30 protein-coding genes and 1 pseudogene are annotated in these 24,231 nt (G+C 66.3%); 8 read left to right on the top strand and 23 right to left on the bottom strand.

Annotated features, from left to right (window positions below; all coding sequences use genetic code 11):
* Positions 1-3 precede the first annotated feature (3 nt).
* Positions 4-378, bottom strand: a complete 375-nt coding sequence (locus tag VN11_RS00850) for a bleomycin resistance protein (protein WP_053448467.1) — start codon at positions 376-378, stop codon at positions 4-6.
* 227 nt (positions 379-605) lie between these two features.
* Between VN11_RS00850 and VN11_RS00845 the strand changes: the two genes are divergently transcribed.
* On the top strand, positions 606-1,250 hold the full coding sequence (locus tag VN11_RS00845; RefSeq protein ID WP_053448466.1) for a DUF2306 domain-containing protein: 645 nt from the start codon (positions 606-608) through the stop codon (positions 1,248-1,250).
* Here the strand turns inward: VN11_RS00845 and VN11_RS00840 are convergent.
* Positions 1,236-2,363, bottom strand: a complete 1,128-nt coding sequence (locus VN11_RS00840; protein WP_053448465.1) for a helix-turn-helix domain-containing protein — start codon at positions 2,361-2,363, stop codon at positions 1,236-1,238. The genes VN11_RS00845 and VN11_RS00840 overlap by 15 nt on opposite strands.
* Positions 2,364-2,485: 122 nt before the next feature.
* Positions 2,486-3,160 (bottom strand): Ivy family c-type lysozyme inhibitor, encoded by a 675-nt coding sequence (locus VN11_RS00835; protein WP_053448464.1) that lies wholly within the window; start codon positions 3,158-3,160, stop codon positions 2,486-2,488.
* Between the two features lie 113 nt (positions 3,161-3,273).
* Between VN11_RS00835 and VN11_RS00830 the strand changes: the two genes are divergently transcribed.
* A complete protein-coding gene (locus VN11_RS00830; protein WP_053448463.1) occupies positions 3,274-3,750 on the top strand; it encodes a YybH family protein in 477 nt (158 codons plus the stop codon).
* 142 nt (positions 3,751-3,892) lie between these two features.
* Here VN11_RS00830 and VN11_RS00825 read toward each other — a convergent pair whose 3' ends face one another.
* The 5 genes from VN11_RS00825 to VN11_RS00805 form a co-directional block, all read right to left on the bottom strand.
* Positions 3,893-4,918, bottom strand: coding sequence for an NAD(P)H-dependent glycerol-3-phosphate dehydrogenase (locus VN11_RS00825; protein ID WP_053448462.1), 1,026 nt, complete (start codon positions 4,916-4,918; stop codon positions 3,893-3,895).
* Between the two features lie 20 nt (positions 4,919-4,938).
* The gene (gene secB, locus VN11_RS00820; protein WP_004153553.1) at positions 4,939-5,457 is read right to left on the bottom strand and encodes a protein-export chaperone SecB; all 519 of its coding nucleotides are present in this window, start codon (positions 5,455-5,457) and stop codon (positions 4,939-4,941) included.
* Between the two features lie 100 nt (positions 5,458-5,557).
* Positions 5,558-5,995: a rhodanese-like domain-containing protein gene (locus tag VN11_RS00815; protein WP_004153552.1), complete on the bottom strand. Its 438-nt coding sequence runs from the start codon at positions 5,993-5,995 to the stop codon at positions 5,558-5,560.
* Between the two features lie 57 nt (positions 5,996-6,052).
* Positions 6,053-6,478, bottom strand: coding sequence for a hypothetical protein (locus VN11_RS00810; RefSeq protein WP_004153551.1), 426 nt, complete (start codon positions 6,476-6,478; stop codon positions 6,053-6,055).
* Between the two features lie 32 nt (positions 6,479-6,510).
* Positions 6,511-6,978 carry a YiiD C-terminal domain-containing protein gene (locus tag VN11_RS00805; protein WP_004153550.1) on the bottom strand — a complete coding sequence of 156 codons (468 nt, stop codon included), beginning with the start codon at positions 6,976-6,978 and terminating at the stop codon, positions 6,511-6,513.
* A 35-nt stretch (positions 6,979-7,013) separates the two neighbouring features.
* Here VN11_RS00805 and VN11_RS00800 point away from each other — a divergent pair, with 35 nt between their 5' ends.
* The 3 genes from VN11_RS00800 to VN11_RS00790 all read left to right on the top strand — a co-directional run bounded on the left by VN11_RS00800 (position 7,014) and on the right by VN11_RS00790 (position 10,208).
* The gene (locus VN11_RS00800; protein WP_053448461.1) at positions 7,014-7,823 is read left to right on the top strand and encodes a uroporphyrinogen-III synthase; all 810 of its coding nucleotides are present in this window, start codon (positions 7,014-7,016) and stop codon (positions 7,821-7,823) included.
* A 105-nt stretch (positions 7,824-7,928) separates the two neighbouring features.
* Positions 7,929-8,906: a uroporphyrinogen-III C-methyltransferase gene (locus VN11_RS00795; RefSeq protein WP_053448460.1), complete on the top strand. Its 978-nt coding sequence runs from the start codon at positions 7,929-7,931 to the stop codon at positions 8,904-8,906.
* A gap of 6 nt (positions 8,907-8,912) precedes the next feature.
* Entirely contained in the window at positions 8,913-10,208 is a 1,296-nt protein-coding gene (locus VN11_RS00790) for a heme biosynthesis HemY N-terminal domain-containing protein (protein ID WP_053448459.1), read from the top strand.
* A 228-nt stretch (positions 10,209-10,436) separates the two neighbouring features.
* On the opposite strand, the gene VN11_RS00785 is transcribed toward VN11_RS00790, so the two are convergent.
* A complete protein-coding gene (locus tag VN11_RS00785) occupies positions 10,437-11,732 on the bottom strand; it encodes an acetyl-CoA C-acetyltransferase (RefSeq protein WP_005420942.1) in 1,296 nt (431 codons plus the stop codon).
* A gap of 93 nt (positions 11,733-11,825) precedes the next feature.
* Here VN11_RS00785 and VN11_RS00780 point away from each other — a divergent pair, with 93 nt between their 5' ends.
* Positions 11,826-12,713 carry a hypothetical protein gene (locus VN11_RS00780; RefSeq protein WP_053448458.1) on the top strand — a complete coding sequence of 296 codons (888 nt, stop codon included), beginning with the start codon at positions 11,826-11,828 and terminating at the stop codon, positions 12,711-12,713.
* A 121-nt stretch (positions 12,714-12,834) separates the two neighbouring features.
* Here VN11_RS00780 and VN11_RS00775 read toward each other — a convergent pair whose 3' ends face one another.
* The 4 genes from VN11_RS00775 to VN11_RS00760 form a co-directional block, all read right to left on the bottom strand.
* Positions 12,835-13,461: a superoxide dismutase family protein gene (locus tag VN11_RS00775; protein ID WP_053448457.1), complete on the bottom strand. Its 627-nt coding sequence runs from the start codon at positions 13,459-13,461 to the stop codon at positions 12,835-12,837.
* Positions 13,462-13,492: 31 nt separating this feature from the next.
* Positions 13,493-14,062 (bottom strand): superoxide dismutase family protein, encoded by a 570-nt coding sequence (locus VN11_RS00770; RefSeq protein ID WP_053448456.1) that lies wholly within the window; start codon positions 14,060-14,062, stop codon positions 13,493-13,495.
* Between the two features lie 93 nt (positions 14,063-14,155).
* The gene (gene ntrC, locus VN11_RS00765) at positions 14,156-15,604 is read right to left on the bottom strand and encodes a nitrogen regulation protein NR(I) (protein ID WP_053448455.1); all 1,449 of its coding nucleotides are present in this window, start codon (positions 15,602-15,604) and stop codon (positions 14,156-14,158) included.
* Entirely contained in the window at positions 15,597-16,658 is a 1,062-nt protein-coding gene (locus tag VN11_RS00760; protein ID WP_008268783.1) for a two-component system sensor histidine kinase NtrB, read from the bottom strand. Before VN11_RS00760 ends, ntrC begins: the two co-directional genes overlap by 8 nt.
* Before the next feature lie 139 nt (positions 16,659-16,797).
* Here VN11_RS00760 and VN11_RS00755 point away from each other — a divergent pair, with 139 nt between their 5' ends.
* Positions 16,798-17,079: a type II toxin-antitoxin system RelE/ParE family toxin gene (locus VN11_RS00755; protein WP_014035516.1), complete on the top strand. Its 282-nt coding sequence runs from the start codon at positions 16,798-16,800 to the stop codon at positions 17,077-17,079.
* Between the two features lie 13 nt (positions 17,080-17,092).
* Positions 17,093-17,389: a HigA family addiction module antitoxin gene (locus VN11_RS00750; RefSeq protein WP_053448454.1), complete on the top strand. Its 297-nt coding sequence runs from the start codon at positions 17,093-17,095 to the stop codon at positions 17,387-17,389.
* A gap of 62 nt (positions 17,390-17,451) precedes the next feature.
* Here VN11_RS00750 and VN11_RS00745 read toward each other — a convergent pair whose 3' ends face one another.
* From VN11_RS00745 to VN11_RS00715, 10 genes and pseudogenes are all read right to left on the bottom strand, one after another.
* Positions 17,452-17,766, bottom strand: a complete 315-nt coding sequence (locus tag VN11_RS00745; RefSeq protein WP_008268793.1) for a hypothetical protein — start codon at positions 17,764-17,766, stop codon at positions 17,452-17,454.
* Positions 17,767-17,848: 82 nt separating this feature from the next.
* Positions 17,849-19,015, bottom strand: coding sequence for a murein transglycosylase A (gene mltA / locus VN11_RS00740; protein ID WP_053451220.1), 1,167 nt, complete (start codon positions 19,013-19,015; stop codon positions 17,849-17,851).
* Positions 19,016-19,082: 67 nt separating this feature from the next.
* Entirely contained in the window at positions 19,083-19,829 is a 747-nt protein-coding gene (locus VN11_RS00735; RefSeq protein ID WP_148564911.1) for an N-acetylmuramoyl-L-alanine amidase, read from the bottom strand.
* A 590-nt stretch (positions 19,830-20,419) separates the two neighbouring features.
* A complete protein-coding gene (locus VN11_RS22090) occupies positions 20,420-20,887 on the bottom strand; it encodes a hypothetical protein (RefSeq protein ID WP_148564910.1) in 468 nt (155 codons plus the stop codon).
* Between the two features lie 76 nt (positions 20,888-20,963).
* Positions 20,964-21,767, bottom strand: coding sequence for a VENN motif pre-toxin domain-containing protein (locus VN11_RS00730; protein WP_053448452.1), 804 nt, complete (start codon positions 21,765-21,767; stop codon positions 20,964-20,966).
* Between the two features lie 59 nt (positions 21,768-21,826).
* Positions 21,827-22,012: pseudogene (locus VN11_RS22655) on the bottom strand (hypothetical protein); the annotation flags it as partial.
* A gap of 41 nt (positions 22,013-22,053) precedes the next feature.
* Entirely contained in the window at positions 22,054-22,362 is a 309-nt protein-coding gene (locus tag VN11_RS00725; protein WP_139319640.1) for a hypothetical protein, read from the bottom strand.
* Between the two features lie 163 nt (positions 22,363-22,525).
* On the bottom strand, positions 22,526-23,032 hold the full coding sequence (locus tag VN11_RS22080; protein WP_075675710.1) for a hypothetical protein: 507 nt from the start codon (positions 23,030-23,032) through the stop codon (positions 22,526-22,528).
* A 51-nt stretch (positions 23,033-23,083) separates the two neighbouring features.
* The gene (locus VN11_RS00720; protein ID WP_337999997.1) at positions 23,084-23,500 is read right to left on the bottom strand and encodes an imm11 family protein; all 417 of its coding nucleotides are present in this window, start codon (positions 23,498-23,500) and stop codon (positions 23,084-23,086) included.
* 54 nt (positions 23,501-23,554) lie between these two features.
* Positions 23,555-24,115: a hypothetical protein gene (locus VN11_RS00715; protein ID WP_053448449.1), complete on the bottom strand. Its 561-nt coding sequence runs from the start codon at positions 24,113-24,115 to the stop codon at positions 23,555-23,557.
* Between the last annotated feature and the right edge of the window lie 116 nt (positions 24,116-24,231).

Here is a 24,231-nt window from a genome sequence, read left to right as displayed (position 1 = left end):
GCGCTAACGAGCGCTGTCCCTGTTGTCCATGACCTGCCCGATGCTGAGTTCATTGCCACTTGGGTCCGCCAGGCGGAAATCGCGCATGCCATAGGGCCTGTCCCCGATAGGGACGACGATCGTGACACCCGATCCTTCAAGGGTCCGGTAATAGTCGTCGATACCGGATACGACCAGATAGGCGTGTGCTGCGCCTGCCGGCTTGCTCCCGGACCGTTGGGTGAGGGTGATCTCCACGCCGTCGCGGCAGACGGCAGCAATGTCGGTGGGATCACCCCACGACCACGCCAGTTCGAATCCGAGCGTGCCGCAGTAGAACGCGATTGACTCGGCAAGATGGTCTACGGACAGGATGGGAGAGATGGACTCGATCTTCATGGGCGCGAGAACCCTTCCATGTTCGGGTGTTGGCCGATCATAGCGTCCGGCCGGCCTCAGGGCCGGGCCGCTGGAACAGCGGACGAGCGCAGCCAGCGTTGGCATTGTCGATGGGTCGCCCTGGCCGCACTCCTCCGCCGGTCCCGGGTACGACTCCGCCGATCCGGACGATTTTCCCGTACGTCGCACCCACGCTCGAACCTCGATCACCAATGCGAGGTTCCAAGATGCCACACCGCTTTCCCAAGGTTGCCCGCTGGACGGCGAGGCTGGTCTTCGCCCTGCTCTGCGCCGCCGTGGCCGCCTATGCCTTCACCGTGCTGTACGGCCAGCCACACGCGGACAACCCGCTGCAGATGAAGTTCGCGGCGTCCGGCCTGGACGTACCCGCCCACCTCTTCGGCGGCGGGCTGGCCTTGTTGCTGGCGCCGTTGCAGATGAGCGGATGGGTGCAGCGACATCTCCCGCGGCTGCACCGGCTGAGCGGTGGCCTGTACGCAGGCGGCGTACTGGTTGCGGGATTGGGGGGCTTGTCACTGGCCCTGCATGCCGAGGGAGGAGCCCCCACCGGCATCGCCTTTGGCTTGTTGGCGCTGGCATGGCTGGCCACCACCGGCCTCGGCATCGGCCACGCGCTGGCCGGCAATCTCGCCAGGCACCGGCAGTGGATGTGGCGCAGCATCGCCCTCACTGCGTCTGCGGTGACGTTCCGGTTGATCCTGGGCATCGGCCTGGGCGTGCTGCATCTGCCTTTTCCCCCGGTCTATCTGGCCGCCGCCTGGGGATGCTGGGTGTTCAACCTGGCACTCTGCGAACTTGTGCTGCGCTGGCCGTGGCGACCGCCGGCGACTGCATTGTCAGCGGCTCGGTGATTCCGGGGTGCCAGCCATCGCATGGCGCTTGCGGAAGGCGCTAGGCGTTTCACCCAGCTGCCGCTTGAACGCCGCGTTGAACGTCGACTTCGACGTGAAGCCGCAGGCATAGGCGATGTCGAGAATGGTCCGGGTGTCAGCGCCATCGGCCAGATGGGAAGCGGCGGCTTCAATCCGCTGGCGGTTGATGTACTCCCAGAAATTCCCGCCGAAGCGGCGGTTGATCACCGCCGACACCAGATATTCGGGGTAGCCGGAGCGTCTGGCCAGCTGGCCGATGGTGAGCGCCGGTTCACGGTAGAGCTGCTGTTCGGCCATCAGCTGCGACAGGCGCGCCTCGACCTCGGCAACGCGTGCATCGTCGCTGGCCGGTACTACTTCGCGGTTGGCGGGTGCCGGTTCCGCAACCGGCTCGACCAGCACGGCCGGCTGGGTGAGGCTGAAGTAGCCCATCAGGAATACCCACGCTGCAACGAGGCCGTAGATCAGCGGATAGTCGATCCAGGGAATCCTGACCAGCCATTGCGTGGTGGCAATGAGCCAGATGAGGATCTGCGAGATCGCCATCGCATCGATCCAGTGCAGCGACATCCGGTCCGCATCCGAACGCCGCCGCAGCAGGCCGCGCCGGTAGCGGCCGACCCGCAGCAGACCGGCAATGACATAGGAGAGGCTGTACGCGTACAGCACGATGTTCAGCCGCATCCATTCCAGTTCCGCGATGCCCGGCAGCGTTCGCGCCAGCATGCCCTCGGCCGGCACCAGCCCACGCAGGAAGAAGCCTGCATGCAGCGCCAGCACGATGATGAATCCCGAAAGATGCACAGCATCGCGCCAGCGTACGGCCCTGGCCTCGGTCAGGACCCTGACGTAGACATAGAACAGGCTGCCGTACAGGAACGGGAACAGGCCGACGAACCGCAGCGCCTTGGTGGGTGCCGGGTAGGACGGATCCCAGTAGAGCGCCTTCACCGCCAGATCGATGCCGATCAGCGCGATCCACATCGCCAGCACCCGGTTCGCCCCGGCATTGGCCGGCCGCCGCCACAGGGCCAGGGCAAGCAGCGCGGCCTGCGCGGCGCCAATGGCGAAGACGACGGTCCAGAAAGCCATGGAAGGAGGCCGGTCGGCAACGGGATGGGGGGGAAGCTTAGCAGCCGGTTTCCGGGCAGAAGAACAGGACGAATGGCCTACGCCCGCCCCGGCATGAGCGGACGTTCCCCGCCCGCATCACCTCATTCGCAGATCGCGCTGTCTTCCTTCAATGCGGCATCATCCAGCGGGCGGAGCTGTTCGATCTGCTCGCGCTGTTCGGCCGTAGGCTCGCCCAGCCACCACACCCGGCAGCGCGCGGTGAGGCGGCCGACCATCTTCGACTGATCGGGCGAATACAGCATCGCCAGCGCGGTGCCGGGGCAGTCGTGGGCCTGGCAGGCGGTGTAGAACCACCAGGGTTCGCCCTGAAGCACCAGCAGCTCGCCAGGCCCGCTGGGGCCGCTCAACAGGCGTTCGCGCAGCGACGGGATGTCCTTGTCGGCGGATTCGGCGGCCTGCGTTCCCTTCATCAATGCATCGAACGCGGCCAGCACCTTCGGGTCCTTGCGGCCACAATCGTCCACCGTGTTGCCGCCCACCAGGGTGAAGAAATGGGTCGCCAACGGGTTGTCCTTGCAGGTGAGCTCACGGCCGCCACCGGAGTCTTCCGGCTCGCCTTCGCTGTCCCACACCGACGGATCCACTCCGTCCTCGATGGACGGTTCACTCTCGACCACGGTGGTCGTCGCTGCCGGTGTTCCAGCGGGTGCGTCGGATGCAACCACAGGCGCCGTTTCGGCGGCTTTCTCCGGTGCCTGCCCGCAGGCCACCAGCAACCCAACCACCAGTGCCATCCCTGCAACTCGAAACCTCATTCCCTGTCCTTGTCTGATCTGCAATGCATGCGCCACGCCGGCGGCAGCGTGATTCTAACCAGCGGCGCGCTAGGATGCGTTCGCCGCTCCCGTCATCGCCAGGACCTGGACGCATGCGCCGTACACGACTCGCCGTGATCTTCTGCAGTGCCCTGCTGCTGGCATCGCCGACCATCGCCCACGATGCTGAAGGCGCGAAGCCCGCACCACCGCTTCCCGATACAGCCCTGCCTGCGCCGCTGGATCGCGTGCTGCGCGACTACGAACAGGCGTGGCGCAAGGGGGATGCAAAGGCGCTCGTCCGGCTGTTTGCCGAGGATGGCTTCATCCTGCAGAGCAACCAGGCGCCGGTGCGCGGACGCAAAGCCATCGAGGCGGCATATTCCGGCCAGAGCGGCAGCCCGTTGCGGTTGCGCGCGTTGGCGTATGCCGTGGAAGGGAACGTCGGCTACATCATCGGTGGCTACACCTTCGGCAACAACGTGGGGGACACCGGCAAGTTCACGCTGACGCTGAAGCGCGTGGGCGATGGGCCGTGGATGATCTTCTCGGACATGGACAACGGCAACGCGCCGCCACGGGCGCGGTGATGGATTCCGCCGGGCATGGTCCGGCGCTACTGGGCGCCAACCAAGGTTGGCGGCTACCAGAAGCGGTTTCCGTCGTAGATCCACGCCATGCGTGGATGGGGTGCATAAAAAAAACCCCGGCGCATGGCCGGGGTTTTTCGATTCACTTGAACAGCGTGTCCGGATATTCCGGCTTCTGTTCCCGCGCCAGCAGCGCGCGCAGGCCTTCTTCCGGCGTCTGCTCGCCATGCAGCACGGCACGCACGCGGTCGGAGATCGGCAGGTCGATGCCATGGCGGCGCGCCTGTCGCATCACTTCGTCGGCGGTCTGCACCGACTCGACCACCTGGCCGATTTCGCGCACGGCATCCTGCAGCGTCTGGCCACGGCCCAGGGCCAGGCCCAGGCGGCGGTTGCGCGACAGGTCGCCGGTGCAGGTCAGCACCAGATCGCCGAGGCCGGCCAGGCCCATCAGGGTCTCAGGCTTTGCGCCGATCGCAGCGGCCAGGCGCAGCATCTCGTTGAGGCCACGGGTAATCAGGCCGGCCCGCGCGTTGAAGCCCAGCTGCATGCCATCGGCCACGCCGGTAGCCACAGCCAGCACGTTCTTCATCGCGCCGCCCAGCTCAGCACCGACCATGTCGTCGCCGGTGTAGGCACGGAATGCGGGGCCGTGCATCGCCTCGGCCACCGTCTGCGCGAACTCGGGCACGTCGCCGTGCACGGTGATCGCGGTCGGCAGGCCCTGGGTCACTTCCTTGGCGAACGACGGCCCGGTGACAACGGCCAGCGGCACGTCCTCACCCAGTACTTCGCGCGCCACCTCATGCAGGAAGCGGCCCGAACCGGGTTCGAAGCCCTTGGTGGCCCAGGCCACGCCGGCACCGGCCGGGCGCAGCGGCGCCAGCGCGCGCACGGTTTCGCCGAACGCATGCGACGGGGTCACCACCAGGATCCAGGCCGCGCCCTCCACCGCCGACGCCAGGTCGGTGGTGGCACGCAGGCTGTCCGGCAGCGGAATGCCCGGCAGGTAGCGCGGGTTCTCATGGCGCTGGTCGATGGCTTCGACCACGGCCGCGTCACGCCCCCACAGCACGGTCGGGTGACCGTGCCGTGCGAGCAGGCTGGCCAGCGCGGTTCCCCAGGAACCGGCGCCGAGCACGGCGATCTTGTCAGCGGTAGTGCTCATCCGTGACGTCGCGGCAGGAATCAGGCGTTGCCGGCCGGCTCGGAGTCAGCCAGCGACGGTGCGTCGCCCTGCTCCTGGCGCTGGCGCAGGGTTTCCGCGTACAGGCCTTCGAAGTTGATCGGCTGCAGGAAGAACGGCGGGAAGCCGCCGGCCTGGATCAGGTCGCTGACCAGCTGGCGCACGTACGGGAACAGGATGTTCGGGCACTGGGTACCGAGCAGCACGTCGATCGACTGCGGGTCCAGGCCGACCAGGCCGAACACGCCGGCCTGCTTCACTTCGGCCACGTACGCGGTGCGCTCGCCGGCCTGGCAGGTCAGGGTCACGGCCAGCACGACTTCGAAGGCGTTCTCGCCCAGGCGCTGCACCTGCTGGTTCAGGTTCAGCTGCAACTCCGGCTGCACCTGGTCATTGAAGATGGTCGGAGCGTTCGGCGACTCGAAGGAGACGTCCTTGACGTAGATCTTCTCGACGGTGAAAGCGGGGCCGGTGGCGGCATCGACCGGCGCAGCGGCGCCGTTGGTGATCTCTTCGGACATTTCCAGTAACTCCAGGTGAATGCAATGAAAACGAGGGTCGAATTACTGCGATGGGGGCGGCATCAGGCCCATACAAGGCCGGATGCGCCACCTGCGGCAATCAGTTGCGGCCCTTGACCAGCGGCAGCTCGGCCTGCTGCCAGGCGGGAATGCCGCCATCGAGCACGTAGACCTTTTCGAAACCGGCCTTCTTCAGCGCCTTGGCGGCGGTTTCCGAGGCGTTGCCGCTGCGGCACACCAGCACCACCGGCGACTGTTTGGCATTGGCCACCAGCTTGTTGTCCGGGCCGAAGGCACTGGCCTGGGCGTTGCGGCTGCCGGCGATGTGGCCCTTCTCGAAGTCACCGCTGGCCGACAGGTCGACCACCACCGTGCCGCCCGCGTTCATCAGCTGGGTCAGTTCGGCGGGTTTGATGCCCTTGAAGCCCCGGAACAGGCGGCGGATCTCGGTGACGATGATGGCCACGGTCAGGCCGACCAGGGCCGCGGACAGCATCGGGTTTCGGCCTGCAAAGGCCAGCAACTCTTCGTAATTCACTCAGGTCACGGGTCGATTAAGCGGGCGCCGATTGTCGCACAAGCCGGACGCGGCCCGTCACTGCCCCTTCCACAGGTCCGGCAGGCCGGCGGACTGCCACCAGCGCTTGGCCTCCGGGTCCCAGCGCCAGCGCTCGACCACGACCACGGTGCGCTCGGCCTGGGTGTTCTGGTTGATCACCCCGATTTCGACGCGGCGCTCGACCTCGCCCCCTTCCAGCGAGGCGCTGCTGCGCTCGCGATAGGACGACACACGCAGCTGCGCGTAGCGGTTGAGCTCGAACTCGGTCGGCGGCTTTTCCTTGCGCAGCTTCGGGTCCAGGTAACCGATGGCATCGTCCATGCTGCCCCAGCGGATGGTCGCCCCGTAGGCGATCTGGGTCTCTTCCAGCAGCTTGCGCTGCTTGCGGCTGAGGTCGTCGGCCGAGGCCACGGCGCTGGCCAGCAGCAGGGAACAGATCAGGAACTGGATGAGGCGGCGCATCGGTGGTTTCCCCAGAACGTCAGCCTGCCATCCTACCCTTTGGCGAAGGCAACGAAGCGACCGCTGAACTCGGCGGCCGGGCGGCCGTCGGCACCGGGCTGGGTGGCGATGATGCTGATGCGGGCCTTGCGGCGCTGGCGGAAGGTATTCAGGAAGGCGTCCCAGCCGCTCGCTTCGGCGGCTTCGGCATGGGCATGCAGGTCTTCGTAGACCGGTGCCAGGTAGCGCAGGTTGCTGTCGGCCACGTAGACCTCAGCATCGTGGCCGGCCAGGCGCAGGCGCAGGCTGACCAGCGCCCAGCCGGACAGGGTCAGTACCGAGGCCAGGCTGCCACCGAAGGCGTTGCCCTTGTCGTTGACGTTGGCGGCCAGCGGCGCGGTGATGCGCAGCACGCCATCGGCATAGCCGTCGAGCTGGATCTGCATGGCGCGGACCGCTGGCATGCAGTCCAGTACGTCCTGCAGGGCGGCCAACGAGGAAGTCAGGGCATCAACGGACATCGGAGCAGCGACCACGACAACGAAGGGCCCGCATAATGCAGGCAATGGCCGACCATACGATACCCACTGGCGCCGCTGGCTCCGACGCGGCCTGGACCCTAATTTCACTGCGCCCACAAGGCCAGCATGTGGCGCTGCGCCGCGCCGTTGCTGGGCTGGGCGGGCATGTGCTGGCCCTTTCACCGTGGCGGTTGCAGCGCCTGCACGGCACGCCCGTGGTGCGCCAGCTGCAACGCGCGCTGAACTGCGATCGCGTGGTATTCACCAGCCCGGCTGCGGTTGCTGCGGCCGCTTCCCTGCTGCGGCTGGCCGAGGCGCAGCGCAGTCCGTGGCTGACGGTGGGCGAAGGCACCGCGCGCGCGCTGCAGGCACACGGCATTTCCGAGGTGCATGCACCACAGCGGATGGACAGCGAAGGCCTGCTGGCGCTGCCGGTACTGGCAAACGTGCAGGGCCTGCGCATCGGCCTGGTGACCGCGCCCGGTGGCCGCGGCCTGATTGCCGCGCAGCTGCAGGCGGCCGGTGCCAGCATCGAACGCGCCGACGTCTACCAGCGGCGCCTGCTGCGCCTGGCGCCGCGCACGCTGGCGCGACTGGCGCATTCAGCCTTTCCGTGGGTGCTGGCGGTCAGCAGCGGCGAAGCGCTGCAGCATTTCTGGCAGCAACTTCCAACCGCATTGCAGCAGCGCCTGCAGGCGCACGCGACCGCGGTGGTGGCCAGTGATCGCCTGGGTGAACAGGCGCGGGCGCTGGGCCTGCAGCACGTGGTGCGCGCGGCCGGCCCCACCACCGCACAGCTGGTGGCGGCTGCACACGCCACGCTCACCGTCCCGGCAGCGACCTGAACAGGGACGTGGGTCACGCTTGCCGCTGTCGTCGGCAACAGTGATGCTGTGCACAACGCGGCCTGCCGGTCCCCCCACCGGCGACGTTGCCGACAAGGAAGCCCGATGAACGACACTCCGCCCGTTTCCCCACCCCGTCGCTTCGCACGCTGGCTGCTGCCGCTGGCCGGTGTGGCCGTGCTCGGCGCGGGCGGCTATGCGGGCTGGTACTTCTGGCAGCAACAGCAGAGCGAACAGGCGGCGCAGGCGCAGACCACCGCGGTGCAGCTGCAGGGCCTGGAGGCCACGCTGGATGCGCTGCGCCGCGACCAGCGCGCAACCAGCCAGCGCCTGCAGGACGCGGCCGCCACCAACCGCGTACTGCGCGACGAGATGCTCGGCCTGTCCCAGCGCAGTGCACTGCTGGAAGAAAACCTGGCCAAGCTGGCCGACAGCGCCAATCAGGGCCGGCAGGCGGTGCAGCGCGACGAGGCCGAGTTGCTGCTGACCCAGGCCGCGCAGCGCCTGAACTACGCCGACGATGTGGATGGCGCACGCCGCCTGTATGCCCAGGCCGCCACTGCGCTGGCCGATCTGCCCGACAGCGATGGCCTGAACCTGCGCCAGGCGCTGGTGCAGGAACGCGATGCACTGGATGCGCTCGGCGCCGGCCCGCGCGTGCAGTCGTTGCAGCGCCTGGATGCATTGGCCAAGGCCTTGCAGGGGCTGCCCTCGCAGGTGACCGGCAACGCTGCGCCGCCTGCCGCCAGAGCCTGGTGGCAGGCCACGCTGGCACCGTTCGTGGACATCACCCCAAGCCGCCAGAACGGCCCGCTGACGGCTGCCGAACGCCGCAATGCCGACGATGCGCTGCAGCTGGAACTGACCCTGGCACGCGCCGCGATCGAGCGCGGCGACCGCGCTGGCCGTGATACCGCGTTGGTACGCGTGGAGCATTGGGCGCAGCGGCGCTGGCCGGATTCACCGGCCCTGCGCGCGCAACGTGCTGAACTGAAGACCTTGCGCGAGCTTCCGCTGCAGGCCAGCAACACCGTTCTTGGCAGCACCCTGCAGCAACTGCGCACCCAGACCGACCGGAGGTAATCCCGCATGAAACCCCTGCAATCCCTGGTCGTGCTGTTGCTGGCCGTGGCCATCGGCGTGGTCGCCGCGCAATGGCTCGGCGCCGATGACCTCAACCGTTTCGGCGAAGTGATCCTGCGTTACGGCGGCTATGACTACCACAGCAACCTGCCGAAGGTCGCGTTGCTGGCGGTGATCGCGGTACTGGTTCTGTGGCTGCTGTGGAGCCTGATCGCCGCACCGTTCCGGGCCTGGGGCCGTTACCGCCGCAAGCAGGGCCGGGTGCGCCTGATCGACGGCCTGCAGGCTTACGAGCACGGCCAGTGGCAGCGTGCGGAGAAGCTGCTGGACGGCGCCGCCAAAGACCCCGAAGTGAGCGCAGTGGCGCTGGCCAACGCCGTGCGCAGTGCGCAGGCACGGGCCGACGGCCCTGCCGGCGAAGCACTGCTGCAGCGCCTGGGCGAAAGCGATGCCACCCTGCAGGCGCTGCTGCGTGCAGAACAGCTGCTGGCGCGTGATCTGCCGGTGGATGCGATCAACGCGCTGGACGTGGCCGCGATCCAGCCGCTGCCGCCGCGTGGCCTGTGGCTGCGTACCGAGGCACTGGCGCAGGCAGGGCGCGCACACGAGGCCTATGGGCAGCTGGGCGCGCTGCGGCAGAGCAAGGTGCTGCCGACCGACGCCGGCAGCGAACTGGAAGCACGCCTGGCAGCGCAGGCGCTGCTGGAAGCGGCCGACGTCAATGCGCTGGCCGCGCAGTGGGAAGCCACGCCGAAGGCACTGCGGCCGACGCCGGACGTGGTGGGCGCCTATGCCAGCCGTGCGGTGGCACTGAACTGGGATGAGCCTGCATTGCTGGCGCTGGAACAGGCGCTGGACCATCGCTGGGACGACGAGCTGGTGACGCTGTATGGTCGCCTTCCCGCCGAGCGCCTGGCCACGCGCCAGGCCAACCTTGCGCGCTGGCGCAACGTGCACGACAGCTCGCCCGCACTGCGCCTGGCGCAGGGCCGCGTAGCACTGGCGCAGCAGCAGTGGGATGCCGCCGACGCGTTCCTGCATGAGGCAATCGCCAGTGGCGCCGGGGCACCGGCATGGGAAGCGCTGGGTGAACTGTTCGCACAGCGTGGCGAGCACGCACTGGCCGCGCAGTGCCTGGCCAATGCGCTGCGCCTGCAGCGCGGCGAAGACAGCGTGGCGCTGGTACGCGGCAACGAAACGCCGCTGCGTGCCACGGTGGAAGAGCAACCGATTGCGGTGCAGCCGCCGGTGTATGACGCCAACGAGGAGCGCGACGAATTCGGCAACCCGCGGTTGCCGTAAGCATGGCTGAGGTGTGCCGACCAACGGTCGGCACCCACCGGAGAAAAAAAAGCCGCCCGATGGGCGGCGTTTTCATGTGTGGAACCCGGTAGTCGCCAACCTCGGTTGGCGCTCTGGCATCTTCCGAACGATGACATCGCATGGCCGACCAAGGTCGGCATCCACCAAAGCAGATCCAGCACGCATTTCCGGTAGTCGCCAACCTCGGTTGGCGTGCTGTTGCAGCGATCAGCGTTCGACGATCGCCACCACGCCCATGCCGCCGGCGGTGCAGATCGAGACCAGTGCGCGGCCGCCGCCGCGTTCGGCCAGCTGCTTGGCGGCGGTGGCGATCACGCGTGCGCCGGTAGCGGCGAACGGGTGGCCGGTGGCCAGCGATGAACCCAGCAGGTTGATCTTGTCCGGGTCGATGCGGCCCAGCGGTGCATCCAGGCCCAGGCGGTTGCGGCAGTAGTCCTCGCTCTCCCACGCACGCAGCGTGCACAGCACCTGCGCGGCGAAGGCTTCGTGGATCTCGTAGATGTCGAAGTCCTGCAGGGTCAGGCCGTTGCGCTTGAGCATCTCCGGCACGGCAATGGTCGGAGCCATCAGCAGGCCTTCGCCATGCACGAAGTCCACCGCCGCCACGTGCGCATCGCGCAGGTAGGCCTGCGGCTCGTGGCCGTGCGCGCGTGCCCACTCTTCGCTGGCCAGCAGCACCGCGGCGGCACCGTCGGTCAGTGGCGTCGAGTTGGCGGCGGTCAGCGTGCCGCGGCCGGACACCTTGTCGAACGCCGGCTTCAGCGTGGCCAGCTTTTCCAGCGAGGTATCCGGGCGCAGGATGTTGTCACGCTCGACACCACGGAACGGGGCGATCAGGTCGTTGAAGAAGCCGCGCTCATAGGCCGCGGCCAGCTTCTTGTGCGAGGACACCGCCCACTCGTCCTGCGAGTCGCGCGAGATGTTCCATTCCTTGGCCATGTCCTCGCAGTGGTCACCCATGCTCTTGCCGGTGCGCGGCTCGGCCACGCCCGGGAATTCGGGCTTCAGTTCGGAGAACTTGAAGCCGGCGGTGAGCGCGCGGATCTTGTCGCCGGTGCTCTTGGCACGGTTGGCGGCCAGCAGGCGCGCGCGCAGCTTCTTGCCATAGACGATCGGCACGTCGGAGGTGGTGTCCGAACCACCGCCGATGCCCGATTCGATCTGGCCCAGCGCGATCTTGTTGGCCACGGTGATGATGCTGTCCAGCGAGGTGCCGCAGGCGCGTTGCAGGGTGATGCCCGGGGTCAGCGGCGACAGGCCGGAGGACAGCGTGGCTTCGCGGCCCAGGTTCCAGTCGCTGGAGTGCTTGATCACCGCACCCATCGCCACTTCACCGAGCTGCTGGCCATGCAGGCCGAAACGTTCGACCAGCGCGCCCAGCGTACGGACCGACATGCCGAGGTTGCCGACATCCGAATACGCGGTGTTCTGGCGGCAGAACGGAATGCGGACGCCACCGAGGATGGCGACGGGACGAGCGTTGGGCATGGAGATACCTGGCATGGATGAGGGTGTCTGCAACATGGCCTGCACGACGGAGCAGGCATAATGGAGCCAAGTGTAGCTGCCGCCCTGTGATGGGCCAACCGTGGAACCATGAGCAAACCCGACCCCGCGATGAATGCCCTTGGCGTGCTGGCCCTGGAACTGGCCGGCGGCGAAATCCCCCGCCAGGCGGTACTCAGCGCCGAACAGGCCGGTGAACTGGCCGAACGCGTCGGCCGCGACCTGTCCAAGCTGGTGCCGCAGGTAGCCGAGCTGGACCTGGTGTTCGCCGCCGCGCATTTCGACCCGGCCGAAGTACTGCGCCCGGGCTGGCCGATCCACCGCCGCCTGGAAGAACTGCAGATGCGTGCGCCAGGCCGTAACCAGGGCCCGCGCCTGCTGGCGTTCGGCACCGATGCCAACGGCGACGTGCCGCTGCCGTTCCAGGCCGATGCCAGCCTGGTGGGCGGTGGCCTGCGCGTGGTGCCGTTCCTGCTGACCGGCAGCGATGTGGCCACCACCAACGCGGTCGCCAATGCGCTGGAAGAAACCCTGCTGGCCAACGGCATGGCGCACGCCGATACCGCACTGATGGCGCAGAACACCTTCGGTGCCCGCATCGAGCACGCGCGCTATTTCACCGTGAACGACCTGGCCGCGATGATGTCGATGCAGTACGACAACCAGGGCCTGGCCGCGCTGTGGCCGCTGATCGAGACCGCGATCATGGCGCCGGGCGAGGACGAATGGCTCAACGCGGCGCCCGAGCCGCTGCTGCGCTACACCCATGGCGAGGCGCGCATGGCGCTGTTCGATCCGGCCGGCTGGTGCGCGCACTACAACCACGGCAACAACGACTGCGACCGCCTGAAGGGCATCTACGAGCAGTTCCTGATGCGCCAGCGGCAGATGGCCGCGGTGCTGGAAGCGCACGGCGTGCCGGTGTTGTTCGTGCACTGCGAGGCCGGGCAGGACGCGCGCGAGCTGTTGGCGCGCTGATGGTAGTGCCGGCCGCTGGCCGGCAACCCTCGGATCTGCGATTGCCGGCCAGCGGCCGGCACTACCGCTCAGGAAAAACGCCGGCTTGCGCCGGCGTTTTCCATTTCCAGCAGGACTGCCCTTACGGCGCCTTCTGGATCACCGCACACGCCAGGCGCGCGCCGGCATTGCCGGTCGGCTGGGTCTTGTAGTCGTCCGCGTCGGCGTGGACGATCAGGCCGCGGCCGATGATGTCGAAGTCATCACCCTTGCCGATGTTGACGTTGCTCGATACTGGGCCATCGATGGTGGCCACGCCCTTGTCGTCGGCCTTGATGTTGGGCATGTCGCCGCCGTGGTGCGGATCGGTGGCGACGTTGCCGTGATCCTGGTGGCCCGGGTTGAAGTGGCCGCCAGCGCTCATGCCGTCCGGCGCGCTGCAGTCGCCCTTCTCGTGGATGTGGAAGCCGTGCTCACTGCCCGGCTTCAGGCCGGTGACCTGGCCGGTCACATGGACCTTGCCGTCGACCACCTTGAAGGTGACGCTGCCCTTGGCCTCGCTGCCCTGGGTCGGCGCCAGTTCGGCGGTGGCCGACGCATCGGCCACGGGTGCAGCTGCCGGTGCGGGGGTTGCGGCCGGTTCGGTGGTGGCGCCCTCGGCCGGAGCAGCCGGCGGGGTTTCAGCCTGCGGCGCGGCAGGCTGCTGGCCGCAGGCCGCCAGGCCCAGCGCGGCGATGGCGACAAACAGCGAATTGTGGATCAGACGCATGCAATCTCTCCCTGGATGAAGCCTGCAGTGATCAGCGGACAACCCGGATCACGCCACAGGCGATGCGGACGCCGGCATTGCCGGCGGGCTGGCTGCGATAGTCGTCGGCGTTGGCATGCACGACCAGTGCACGTCCGGCGATATCGGTGGCGGCGCCTCCGCCAAGGGTAACCCCCTTGAGGTGGATATCGACGTTGGCGCGGCCCTGGGCATCGGCACGCAGGTTATCCATGTCGCCCAGGTGGTGCTTGCCGGTGCCGGCGCGGCCATGCGCGGTGCCACCGGGGTTGAAGTGGTTGCCGGCGCTGCTGGCATCCACCGCGCTGCAGTCGCCGCGCTCGTGGATGTGGAAACCGGCCTGCTGCATCGGCTGCAGGCCACCGATCAGGCCGGTGATGTGGACGCCACCCGGCTCCACCATCAGCGCGATGCGGCCACTGACGATGCTGGCCGAAGCCGGCGACAGATTGGCCTCGGCCTGCTTCGCGGCGCTGACCACGCTCGGCGGCGGCGGGGTGGGCTCGGCCTTCTTCGGTGCACTGCCACAGGCAGACAGCAGCGCGGCGGCGGACAACGGCAGGATGGCAAAGGACAGACGCATCGAAGACTCCTTGCAGGTAACACTACGGACGGCATCGTCCACGAACGATCAACGGTTCGGCAAGCGGGCGCGAGGATCGCGTGCAGGGACCGTTCAATGGCCCCCGCGGCGGCGCCCGGCGCCCAGCTTGCGGGTGAGGGTATTGCGGCCGAGGCCGAGGCGGGCAGCGGCTTCGGCGCGGCGGCCGTGGGTGATCTGCAGCGCGGCCTCCAGCAGGGCATGGTCGACCCGCTCGCGCACCTGCGCGTGCAGCCCCTCCACGCCTTCGGCCAGCTGCCGGCGTGTCCATTCAGCCAGCAGCGCTTCCCACTGCCCCGGGTCGGCTGCGTTGGTACTGGTGCGGCGGCCGCGTGCACGGTTCAGCGCGGTATCGACATCAGCCACGCCGATGGTGTCTGCAGCGGCCAGCGCGGCCATCCGCCAGCACACATTTTCCAGCTCGCGTACGTTGCCTGGCCAATCATGCTCGCGCAGCGCCTGCAGGGCGGCGGCGGTCAGGCGTTTCGGCGGTGTATCCAGCTTGCGCGCGGCGGCGGCCAGGAAGGTGCTGGCCAGCTGCGCGATGTCCTCGCGGCGCTCGCGCAGCGGTGGCAGCTGCAGGCGCACCACGTCCAGGCGGTGCAGCAGATCGGCACGGAACTTTCCTTGTGCGACCAGGCCTTCCAGGTCCTGGTGGGTGGCGGCGACCACGCGTACATCGACGCGGATCAGCTCGCGGCCACCGACACGGAAGAACTCGCCCTGCGCCAACACGCGCAACAGGCGGGTCTGCAGCGGCAGCGGCATGTCGCCGATCTCATCCAGGAACAGCGTGCCGCCGTTGGCCTGCTCGAAGCGGCCGATGTGGCGGCGCTGCGCACCGGTGAAGGCGCCGGCTTCGTGGCCGAACAACTCGCTTTCCAGCAGTTCGGCGGGAATCGCCGCGGTATTGAGCGCGACGAACGGACCCTGCGCACGCGGCGATTCGCGATGCAGCGCATTGGCCACCAGCTCCTTGCCGGTGCCGGTCTCGCCGGTGATCAGCACCGCCAGCGGCGCCTGTGCCAGGCGACCGATGGCACGGAACAGCGCGCGCATCGGCGGGGTATCGCCCACCAGTTGCGGTGGCTGGTCGCTCGGGGTTTCGGCGGCGGGCGTGGGCGTTGCCATGGCCGGTGCCACCGCCGGCAGCACGCGCTGCGCCAGCGCCACCGCATCGTCCAGGTCGAATGGCTTGGACAGGAACTCATGCGCGCCGCCGCGGAACGCGCCGGCGGTGCTGGCCACATCGGTGTAGGCCGACATCACCACCACCGGCAGCTGCGGCAGCGCAGCCTTGAGCTTGTCCAGCAGCACCAGGCCGTCGTCGCCCGGCATGCGCACGTCGGTGAACAGCAGGGCCGGCGGCGGCCCCTCGCCCAGCGCCTGCAACGCCGGGGCGGCGCTGTCGAAATCAACGACCTGGTAGCCCGCTTCGCGCAGCGCGGTGCACAGCACGAAGCGCACGGCGCGGTCATCGTCGACCACCCAGATGCGCTGTGCGGCGGTGGAGAAGTCAGACATCGCGCGGGGCCTCCTCGGCCGGGGCGGCGCCATTGCCGATCGGCAGCAGCAGGGTGAACACGGTATGGCCCGGGCGCGAGCGGTAGGTCAGCGTGCCGCGATGCTCGCGCGCCACCTGCTGGGCCAGCGCCAAGCCCAGGCCAGTACCTTCGGCGCGGCCACTGACCAGCGGCAGGAACAGGTGTTCGGCCAGTTCCTCCGGCACGCCCCGGCCGTCGTCGGCGATCTCCAGGCGCAGCGCCAGCGTGTGCAGCTGTTCGGCGATGCGCACGCCATGCTCCACGCGGGTGCGCAGGGTGATGCTGCCGGCGCCGGCCTGGATCGCGTTGCGCACCAGGTTCCATACCGCCTGGGTGAGGCGGTCGGCGTCGCCGTGGAATTCGGGAATGCTGGGGTCGTAGTCGCGCTGCAGGCGTACCGCCCAGCCGGCCTCGTTCTCGGCCAGGCGCAGCACGCGCTCCAGCGCGGCATGGATGTTCAGTTCGGCATGCGGCGCGGCCGGGGCCGGCGACAGCAGCTGGTCGAGCAGACCGTTGAGGCGCTCGATCTCCGAGCCGATCAGCTCGATCAGCTCGCGTTCACTGGCATCGCGCTGGGCCGCGCGACGGGCCAGCAGCTGCGCCGCGCCCTTCAGACCGGCCAGCGGGTTGCGCAGCTCGTGGGCCAGCCCCTTCAGCGCCGCGCTGAGCGCGCTGGGCAGGGCCTGGGTGGGATCGAGCCCAGGGAATTCATCGACCGGGTGCGCCTCCAGCAACCAGCCGCCATCGTCGCGGCGGCTCATCCAGCCCTCGGCGAAGCGCGGCGCCTCGCCGGGCACGGCCAGCGCCAGCCGGTTCAGGCGCAGGCTGTCGCGCTCATCACGGGCCAGGAAATGGGCCAGTGCCTCGCCCTGCACTTCCAGTGCGGCCAAGGGCCGACCCAGCAGGCGTCGCGCGCTGACGCCCAGCCAGCGGGCGAAGGCCGGATTGCAGCCGGCAATGCAGCCATCGGCGCCGGCCCAGGCCAGCGGCGTGCCCAAGGCATCGAGGGACGGCGGGGGTGCGGGGTCGGACATTGCACCAATGTAGTGCAAAACGCGGGTCCAGCATCAGATCGCATCGAATGCGTCGTCAGCCGTCGCGCCCAGGAATTACGCCGCATGCTTGCCGAGGTGATACTTACGCATTACGATACTATCGCCACACGTTACCAACATGCCGATCCAATCATTTGCCTGCAAACGTACGCAGGCACTGTTTGATGGCCATCGCGTGCAGAGATGGCGCCACATTGAAGCTGCCGCGCTGCGAAAGCTGGCCATGCTCAATGTGGCAGCCGATCTGCGGGATCTGCGTCTGCCGCCAGCGAACAGACTGGAGTCGCTGCATGGGGACCGGCGCGGCCAGTACAGCATCCGCATCAATGACCGGTTCCGGCTGTGCTTTGTCTGGTCCCGGGAAGGTCCTGCCGAGGTCGAAATTGTCGATTACCACTGAAGGAGTCGTGCGAGTGCGAACCGTCCCCTACCCCGCTCCCGGCGAGATCCTGTTGCATGAATTCCTGGAGCCTTTGGGTATCACCCAATACCGGCTGGCCAAGGCAATTGGCGTCTCACAACGCCGGATCGGCGAGATTGTCTCCGGGGATCGCGCAGTCACTGCGGACACCGGGCTGCGCCTGTCCCGTTACTTCGGCGTCTCGGACAAGTTCTGGATCGGCCTGCAGGCCGACTTCGATGCCGCGATGACCAAGGAAAAGCTGGCCGACGTGCTTGCCCGGATAGAACCCTACAACGCGGCTGCCTGAGCCTTGGCCCGGGGTCAGAGCCCTTTCCCTTCGGAAAGGGACCCGAACCCGGGTGGGCAGCGTTACACCGGGTAGCCGGTGGCTTCCCGGGCTTTCTTCCATGCGCTTTCGAATTCGCGCGCGGAGATCTCGTCGTCCTCGTCGAAATCGAGGAACGACACCGGCTGGTCGGCCAGCAGGAAGCGGTCATCGCTGTGGGCATGCTCGTCGGCCCAGACCATCTTGGTGCCGTAGATTTCCACCTGGCGCACGATCTTCTCGCCTCGCGCTTCCATCAGCACGTTGCCCTTGCCCAGGCCCGATTCGGCCCAGTGCTTGTAGTACTTCTTGGCGGCGGATTTCGCGCCGGATCTTGCGTTGTGCTTTGCGTAGGTCATTGCAGGGGTCCTGGCCGCAGGTGCGGCCGGAAAGTTCGGAATGGCGCCATTATCAGGCATCCGGGGGGCAGATCCCTGCCACCTACTGCGGCAGCGCTACGCCCTTCGGCCACAGCATCCAGATGTTGCCCTTCTGCTTCATGTCACCGGCCAGCTTGCCGGCGGCATCGCCACTGCCCCAGTACAGGTCCGCGCGCACTTCGCCGGCAATGGCGCCGCCGGTGTCCTGCGCAGCCACCGGGCGCACCACGGGCGTGCCGTCCGGGCGGGTGGTGGACAGCCACAGCAGGCTGCCCAGCGGCACCACGGTGCGATCCACGGCCACGCTGTAACCGGCGGTGAGTGGCACGTTCAACGAGCCACGCGGGCCTTCCGGGCTGTCCGGGTTGCGCACGAAGAACACGTAGCTGGGGTTGCTGCGCAGCAGTTCCGGCACGCGCGCGGGGTTGGCCCGGGCCCAGGCACGGATCGCGTCCATGGTGACGTCTTCCTTCTTCAGTTGGCCCTGGTCGACCAGCCAGCGCCCGATGGCGCGGTAGGGGTGGCCATTCTGTTCCGCATAGGCCAACCGTACCTGCGTGCCGTCAGCCAGGCGCACCCGGCCGGACCCCTGGATCTGCAGCAGTTGCAGGTCCATCGGATCGGTCAGCCAGGCCAAGACTGGCGCCTTGGCCCCTTTGCTGGCAATCGTGCCGGCGTCGTCATACGGCTTGAGCACCTTGCCGTCGACACGGCCGCGCAGCCGCTTGCCCTTCAACTCGGGGTAGAGGCTGTCCAGCTGCACCACGACCAGGTCATCGGGCGTGCCGTACACCGGCACCGTCGCGGTGGCCGTGCGGGTGAGGCTGCCGGCGTAGATCGGTTCGTAGTAGCCGGTGATCAGGCCATCGGCCTGGTGGCCCCCGGCGCGCAGCGCGTAGACATCGAGGTCGCGCTGCAGGAACTGGCGGATCGCGGCCGCGTCCTTGTCTGAAACCGCCGCTGCGGTGGCGCAGGACCTGGCCCAGACCGCATCGGTCTTCAGGCGGGTGCAGCTGCTGCGCCAGGCAACAAAGCCGGCCTGCAGATCGCTGTCGGAGACCGGCGGCAGTGCGCTCCATGCCGCCTTGGCATAGGTGGCCGCAGGCGGCGTGACCGGCGTCGGCACTTCGGATCCGGTGCGGGGAGCGGTGGTGGAGCAGCCGGCGAGCGCGGCCGCTGCCAGCAGGATGCAGTGCCTGCGCTTGAAGAAGGTGGCGGAATCGATCATGCCGCCATGGTGGCGGGCCGGCCGCTGGGCGGCAACCCAGCGTGGGGTCAAGCGTTCATGCGCGTGGTCACGGCATCTGCAGCAGCAGCGAGTGCAGGATGCGCGCGTCTTCGGCATCCAGCGTCTTCGGCAGGTCGTCGCGGCCACGGAAGCGGCGGTGGAACGCGGCGACGGTGGCTTCGCGGTTGTCCAGCGGATAGCCGAAGCGGGCCAGCGCGTTCCACGCATCGAAGCCTTCCGGTGCGGCACCGTCGGCCGCGCGCGGCCAGACGCCGAATCCGGCCTCGGCCAGCTGCTGCCAGGGGAAGAAGCGGCTCGGATCCTGCTTGCGCGTTGGCGCCAGGTCGGCATGGCCGATCACCTGCCGCGGCGGAATGTTCAGACGGGTGGTGAGATCGCGCAGCAGCACGATCAGCGATTCGATCTGCGCCGCACTGAACGGGCTGCGGCCATCGTTGTCGAGCTCGATGCCGATCGAGGCTGAATTGAGATCGGTGATGGTGCCCCAGCGCCCGGCCCCTGCGTGCCAGGCGCGGCGCTCATCGGCCACCAGCTGGTAGCGATGGCCATCGGCGCCGATCAGGTAATGCGCACTGACCGGCCCGCCGCTATTGGCGGTGCGCAGCGTACGCAGGCTCTGCTGCACCGATTTCTGCTCGGTGTGGTGGATGACGATGATGACCGGCGTGCGCGCGTTCTGATTGGGTGATGGCACCCAGGTGGCGAGCGGGTTGTGCTGCACGGGCGCGGTGGCGGTGCAGGCCGAAAGGGCCAGGGCCAGCAGTGTGGGAGCCAGGAGGCGGGGGCTGATCATGGGCGGATTGTAACCATGGACTGCAGCCATGGTTCTTCGCTTCGTGCTGATCGCTGGAGAACTGGGGAGCTGTCATGCAAAAAACTCAATAACGCCCCCCGCCTCATGCCCAAATCTCAAACTCCAATCCGAATAGCCAAACGCCCAAGTTCCTCATCACCTACATTCAATCCACTGTAGACGTTGACGATATTTTTGAACGAACCGTCATCATGCATAACCCATACCCCCACCGAATCTTTAGCTTCCGCATGATCCCAATATTAGTCAGAGTCGAAAACAATCGATTGCGGAATACCCAAAGAATCTGACAGATCCGAACGAAATTCATCAAAACCAGAAGAACGCTCAATCGAGAACTGGAAGGAGTCCAGGCATCATCTCAATTAATTTTTCCGATCCACGCGGATTACGCAACTCCAACAACCTCACCCTGGAGGACGCATTCTGCACGCCAGTCGCCAACCGTTATCGACTCGCCATCCAGCTAAGTGCACGAAACGGACTCGGCCATGCGGTCAATCCATTCCAACACCGTGGACACGTAAGCTCAAGGGACAGCACCCATAAGAACTCAAACGCCCAGAACCCTATGCCCTCACCTTTCCAACCGACTCCATCCACTCAGCCCAGACAGAGGAATCATTCAGACAACCGGAATCACTTAAAGGCGACATGAGACGAACAATAACTTCGAACAGCGGAAGATCCTCACCAGATCGATCAAAAATCGCCTCAAGGAATACCATCATTACCGAGAACGCATCTGGCAACGTCAAGCACTCGCCCGACGAATTAATTTGTGCGCTACAAAATTCAGAATTGAGAGCACTCCCCGCGGTGGCAACCTCTGCAAATGCATCACGCCAGTCATCCCACATTGCCGGATCATTGGGCACGCCATTCGCCCATAGAAATGACCCTCCCGAAGATAACAGATCAACAAGAGTGTCCTGCCCACCACCCCTCTTCATATATTTTTGAAGAAACACGCACATCAACACATATGCAGCCCGGACGGAAATTCTTCCGACATCTTTCACATCACTAGCACTCATTTCGTGACCTTCTTTTGAACTGGCTTTACGGGCGATGAAAATCCATATTCCTGATGATAAGGCAGCGGATTCTTATTTATCCAGCCATTAACTTCCGCCCCTTTTCTAATCTGAACCCATACCTGAGTTCCGTGAGCTCGTCATACGCACGTGTCACAGAGTCCTTGCAGGCTTGGACATCGCCTCCCTTTCCACCACACGCGGCCCGCTCGGACTCCATGAGTGCGATTTCCTGCCTGCTCAGCCAGTTGTTCTCAACCGAGTTCTTGGCAATCCCCGCAATCAACGCGATCCCGGCCAGATCCTGTCCCGACAGCCCACCCGCCAGCGCACCCACCGCCTGCGACAGCGCCAGCACCATCTCCTTCTGCTCTGGGCTCAGCTTGGAGGGGTCTCCGCCGGTCAACGTATTGGTCAGTACCTTCGCGGCCAACTCGCCGCCGGCCGCGGACACCGCTCCGGTTCCCGCATTGCCACCATTGGCTTCCGCCAGCAGCGCACCCAACACCGCATGCGACAGCAATTGCAGAGTCGCATTGGGATCGCTGCCGTGGTTCGGGTCCAGCTTGCTGCCGATGAAGTAAGCGGCATAAGGCGCCAGCGCATTGGACGCGACCTGGCCCGCGCCCCGCCCCGCCACACCACCCACCAGCACCGTCGTCACTGCGTTCAGTGCACGGTTGTACTCGCCGCCCGTGCCCCACTTCTTCGCATTGTCGCAGTCCGGGCTGTTTGGGGTCAGTACCGCATCGCGTTGTTCCGCGCTGAACGTGTTGAACGCCTTCTTCTGTTCCGTTGACAGGCCGTCGTAGTACGTCTGGGTTGCCTTGTTGCTCTGATAGGCCTGCACATCCGCGGCAACCTGCTTGCTGGTTGGCATCAGGCATGGCCTCCAGCGCACGGTATGCCGCCGTCGCATCGGTGTTGATGCCCAGCTCGACTGACCGGTCCACCGTTGCCCGCAGTACGCAGAGTACGCAGGCGCTGCTGCACCGATTTCTGCTCGGTGTGGTGGATGACGATGATGACCGGCGTGCGCGCGTTCTGGCTGGGTGATGGCACCCAGGTGGCAAGCAGGTTGTGCTGCACGGGCGCGGACGTCACCGGTGGTCGTGCTGTCCACACAGGGACAGCACGACCTGGTCAGGCCAACGCCGGCGTGCCGCTCAACTTCGAAAGAACGACAGGTTGTACAGGAACAGGCCCCAGACCGCGATCGCGAGTGGGATCTCGCAGAACGCGGAGCGGTGCCGCAACGCCATCCGGATGAACATCACCACGGTCAGCATGGGCTGCCCGAAGAAGCAGACCCAGAAGAGCGCTTCTACACCTGGCACAGTGGACAGCTCGTAGATTCCGAGGGAGTTGTCGGTGTTCCGATTGAAAGTGACCGCCCCCCAAAGGGCGAGCAGGAAAAGCCAGGCCAGTGCACTGGCGCTTGATAGAAACAAGGCCCGTCTACCTGCGACACTCATTTTCGTCCCCATTCGGGTTGATCGAACCTGTACCGATCAATGACCGATGCACATGCTGCCTGGAGCAGACTTCCACGATCCGCTACTCATGCCCGCCATGTCGCTCCTTCGTGCAGCGCACATGCGCGGGAACATCAGGGTGCCGGAGCCACGCAGCTGTCATTCAGTACTCCGGTCCAGTATCCATCTCCGGTTCGAAGCAGCCCCCAACCTGGGTGAACAATCGGATCGCCTCTTCATCCTCGGCCTCGTACTCGATCGCGAACGGCATGGGCGGACGATGCTTCTTCCGCGGATTCATACTTCGAAACACTGCATAGCCCTCAAGCACAGCCAGTATCTGGGGTCGCGTCAACAAGACAACGTCCTGAGAGTTCCATCGCGAATGCACCAGGAAGAAATCGGCCGCCCGCAGGACAGCATGTCCCTCTCCATAGTGGACGCATGCGCTGCCCTCGTCACCGTTTGTGGGCGCAGCAAAGGCACTGCGGGTCCGCAGTTCGCTTCCGCGCCCGAGATGACCGAAGTCTCCATCCAGCCACGCTGCGATTTCACCGACACCCCGTCCCTGCCCATGGTGTACCACCGGCGCGTCACCGATCTTCTCTTCGCTGGATGGAACGTGGCAATCGCCGGTCCAGTAGGGAAAGAGAACTGCCTGGATAGTCATTCGAAACCCATTCCCTGCTGCCGCAACGGAAACCCCTGTCCCACTTCCGGTCTACCCGACCTGCTCGAAGATCACGTCAGTCACGCCAGCCCACTCAAGGCGTGACTTCACTTCCCCACTGACGATCAGTGCGGCACCGAATCCGCCAATCCTGAAAATATGCCACGAGCCCACTTTCCCGCCACCCAGAGCCAGCTTCGCAAACGCGCGATACTGCCCTGCGAGATCAGGTCTCACGGGATCATCCCGCTCGAACCTCTCGAACTCGGAGCATGATTCGCCGACACAGTCGACGCAGGTTTCGACAATCAATGCAAAGTAGCTTCCCCGCGTGCGCTGGCCTTCAATCACGACAGGTTCCATTACGGCATTCGCATGGAGCCCGTCGACTTCTGGCGGACCTTCCAGTGCGCTACGGGACCGGGCACTCACGATGGCAACGGGACAGGACACCTTGATCCAGAGCATAGCTTGAAGGAAAAAGGCGTCTTCTGCGAGCAATCGTTCACACGTGGAAGTGCTTCAGCCGATGGGAAATGCCGGCCCACGGCTCCAGGGTACTCCGGCGTCGGAGAACATCCGTTCGATCTCATCGTAGAATCCTGGATGAAAGGTCGTCTCATCGCTCGACTGCGAACGCAGGTAACGCGAGACCAGATCCAGGCACAGCTCCGTCGCTTCCATGTAGGTATCCAGCCAAAGAACCTGCCCCTCGTCGGAAAGCTGATCCGGACGGACAACCGAGAGCTTTTGGCAGAAGGCATCGATGCTGGGAAACCCCAGATCTGCCAGCAGGTCGTGGTAGGTCAGCCGCCACAGACCGGAGGAAAGGCAGCGATAGGTGAGCTCCACGGCAAAGCTCCAGCGTTCTCGATCTGCTGCGCCAGCCACGCCGTCCACAAACGCATGCGGACTGTAGTCGCCCAGGGTCAGCAGGTAGACATACCATTCGATGTCTTCCATCACTGCTGCGGAAGTCGCCTGGATCACACCTGCTCCGTTCTGTAGTCCATCGAAGTCGTTGGTGGCGAACACGCACACCTGCAGACAGCCATTGAAGCAGGAACGGTAGAGCCACGCCATGCGTGGCTGAGTCGCCGACAGTGCCAAGCAAGCTTGGCACCTACCAGAGCAGTAGAAGTGCCGACCAACGGTCGGCACCCACAGTGGCGGCGGCAGGCGGCCCCGCAGGGCCGCTC

The sequence above is a fragment of the Stenotrophomonas maltophilia genome (genome assembly GCF_001274595.1).
Classification (GTDB): domain Bacteria; phylum Pseudomonadota; class Gammaproteobacteria; order Xanthomonadales; family Xanthomonadaceae; genus Stenotrophomonas; species Stenotrophomonas forensis.
Note: the sequence above shows the minus strand (reverse complement) of the source record. Positions and strands in the feature narration are given on the sequence as shown.

What these genes read in the sequence shown, in the direction of transcription:
- VN11_RS22080 (WP_075675710.1), bottom strand. Translation starts at nt 23,032, where the DNA reads ATGACTATCCAGGCAGTTCTCTTTCCCTACTGGACCGGCGATTGCCAC.
- mltA (WP_053451220.1), bottom strand. Translation starts at nt 19,015, where the DNA reads ATGATCGATTCCGCCACCTTCTTCAAGCGCAGGCACTGCATCCTGCTG.
- VN11_RS00720 (WP_337999997.1), bottom strand. Translation starts at nt 23,500, where the DNA reads ATGCTCTGGATCAAGGTGTCCTGTCCCGTTGCCATCGTGAGTGCCCGG.
- VN11_RS00785 (WP_005420942.1), bottom strand. Translation starts at nt 11,732, where the DNA reads ATGCCAGGTATCTCCATGCCCAACGCTCGTCCCGTCGCCATCCTCGGT.
- VN11_RS00830 (WP_053448463.1), top strand. Translation starts at nt 3,274, where the DNA reads ATGCGCCGTACACGACTCGCCGTGATCTTCTGCAGTGCCCTGCTGCTG.
- VN11_RS00745 (WP_008268793.1), bottom strand. Translation starts at nt 17,766, where the DNA reads ATGACCTACGCAAAGCACAACGCAAGATCCGGCGCGAAATCCGCCGCC.
- VN11_RS00805 (WP_004153550.1), bottom strand. Translation starts at nt 6,978, where the DNA reads ATGTCCGTTGATGCCCTGACTTCCTCGTTGGCCGCCCTGCAGGACGTA.
- VN11_RS00795 (WP_053448460.1), top strand. Translation starts at nt 7,929, where the DNA reads ATGAACGACACTCCGCCCGTTTCCCCACCCCGTCGCTTCGCACGCTGG.
- VN11_RS00760 (WP_008268783.1), bottom strand. Translation starts at nt 16,658, where the DNA reads ATGTCCGACCCCGCACCCCCGCCGTCCCTCGATGCCTTGGGCACGCCG.
- VN11_RS00770 (WP_053448456.1), bottom strand. Translation starts at nt 14,062, where the DNA reads ATGCGTCTGTCCTTTGCCATCCTGCCGTTGTCCGCCGCCGCGCTGCTG.
- VN11_RS22090 (WP_148564910.1), bottom strand. Translation starts at nt 20,887, where the DNA reads ATGAGTGCTAGTGATGTGAAAGATGTCGGAAGAATTTCCGTCCGGGCT.
- ntrC (WP_053448455.1), bottom strand. Translation starts at nt 15,604, where the DNA reads ATGTCTGACTTCTCCACCGCCGCACAGCGCATCTGGGTGGTCGACGAT.
- VN11_RS00730 (WP_053448452.1), bottom strand. Translation starts at nt 21,767, where the DNA reads ATGCCAACCAGCAAGCAGGTTGCCGCGGATGTGCAGGCCTATCAGAGC.
- VN11_RS00725 (WP_139319640.1), bottom strand. Translation starts at nt 22,362, where the DNA reads ATGAGTGTCGCAGGTAGACGGGCCTTGTTTCTATCAAGCGCCAGTGCA.
- VN11_RS00840 (WP_053448465.1), bottom strand. Translation starts at nt 2,363, where the DNA reads ATGGCTTTCTGGACCGTCGTCTTCGCCATTGGCGCCGCGCAGGCCGCG.
- VN11_RS00735 (WP_148564911.1), bottom strand. Translation starts at nt 19,829, where the DNA reads ATGATCAGCCCCCGCCTCCTGGCTCCCACACTGCTGGCCCTGGCCCTT.
- VN11_RS00775 (WP_053448457.1), bottom strand. Translation starts at nt 13,461, where the DNA reads ATGCGTCTGATCCACAATTCGCTGTTTGTCGCCATCGCCGCGCTGGGC.
- VN11_RS00845 (WP_053448466.1), top strand. Translation starts at nt 606, where the DNA reads ATGCCACACCGCTTTCCCAAGGTTGCCCGCTGGACGGCGAGGCTGGTC.
- VN11_RS00835 (WP_053448464.1), bottom strand. Translation starts at nt 3,160, where the DNA reads ATGAGGTTTCGAGTTGCAGGGATGGCACTGGTGGTTGGGTTGCTGGTG.
- VN11_RS00850 (WP_053448467.1), bottom strand. Translation starts at nt 378, where the DNA reads ATGAAGATCGAGTCCATCTCTCCCATCCTGTCCGTAGACCATCTTGCC.
- VN11_RS00810 (WP_004153551.1), bottom strand. Translation starts at nt 6,478, where the DNA reads ATGCGCCGCCTCATCCAGTTCCTGATCTGTTCCCTGCTGCTGGCCAGC.
- VN11_RS00755 (WP_014035516.1), top strand. Translation starts at nt 16,798, where the DNA reads ATGCCGATCCAATCATTTGCCTGCAAACGTACGCAGGCACTGTTTGAT.
- VN11_RS00790 (WP_053448459.1), top strand. Translation starts at nt 8,913, where the DNA reads ATGAAACCCCTGCAATCCCTGGTCGTGCTGTTGCTGGCCGTGGCCATC.
- VN11_RS00825 (WP_053448462.1), bottom strand. Translation starts at nt 4,918, where the DNA reads ATGAGCACTACCGCTGACAAGATCGCCGTGCTCGGCGCCGGTTCCTGG.
- VN11_RS00715 (WP_053448449.1), bottom strand. Translation starts at nt 24,115, where the DNA reads ATGGCGTGGCTCTACCGTTCCTGCTTCAATGGCTGTCTGCAGGTGTGC.
- VN11_RS00800 (WP_053448461.1), top strand. Translation starts at nt 7,014, where the DNA reads ATGCAGGCAATGGCCGACCATACGATACCCACTGGCGCCGCTGGCTCC.
- VN11_RS00780 (WP_053448458.1), top strand. Translation starts at nt 11,826, where the DNA reads ATGAGCAAACCCGACCCCGCGATGAATGCCCTTGGCGTGCTGGCCCTG.
- secB (WP_004153553.1), bottom strand. Translation starts at nt 5,457, where the DNA reads ATGTCCGAAGAGATCACCAACGGCGCCGCTGCGCCGGTCGATGCCGCC.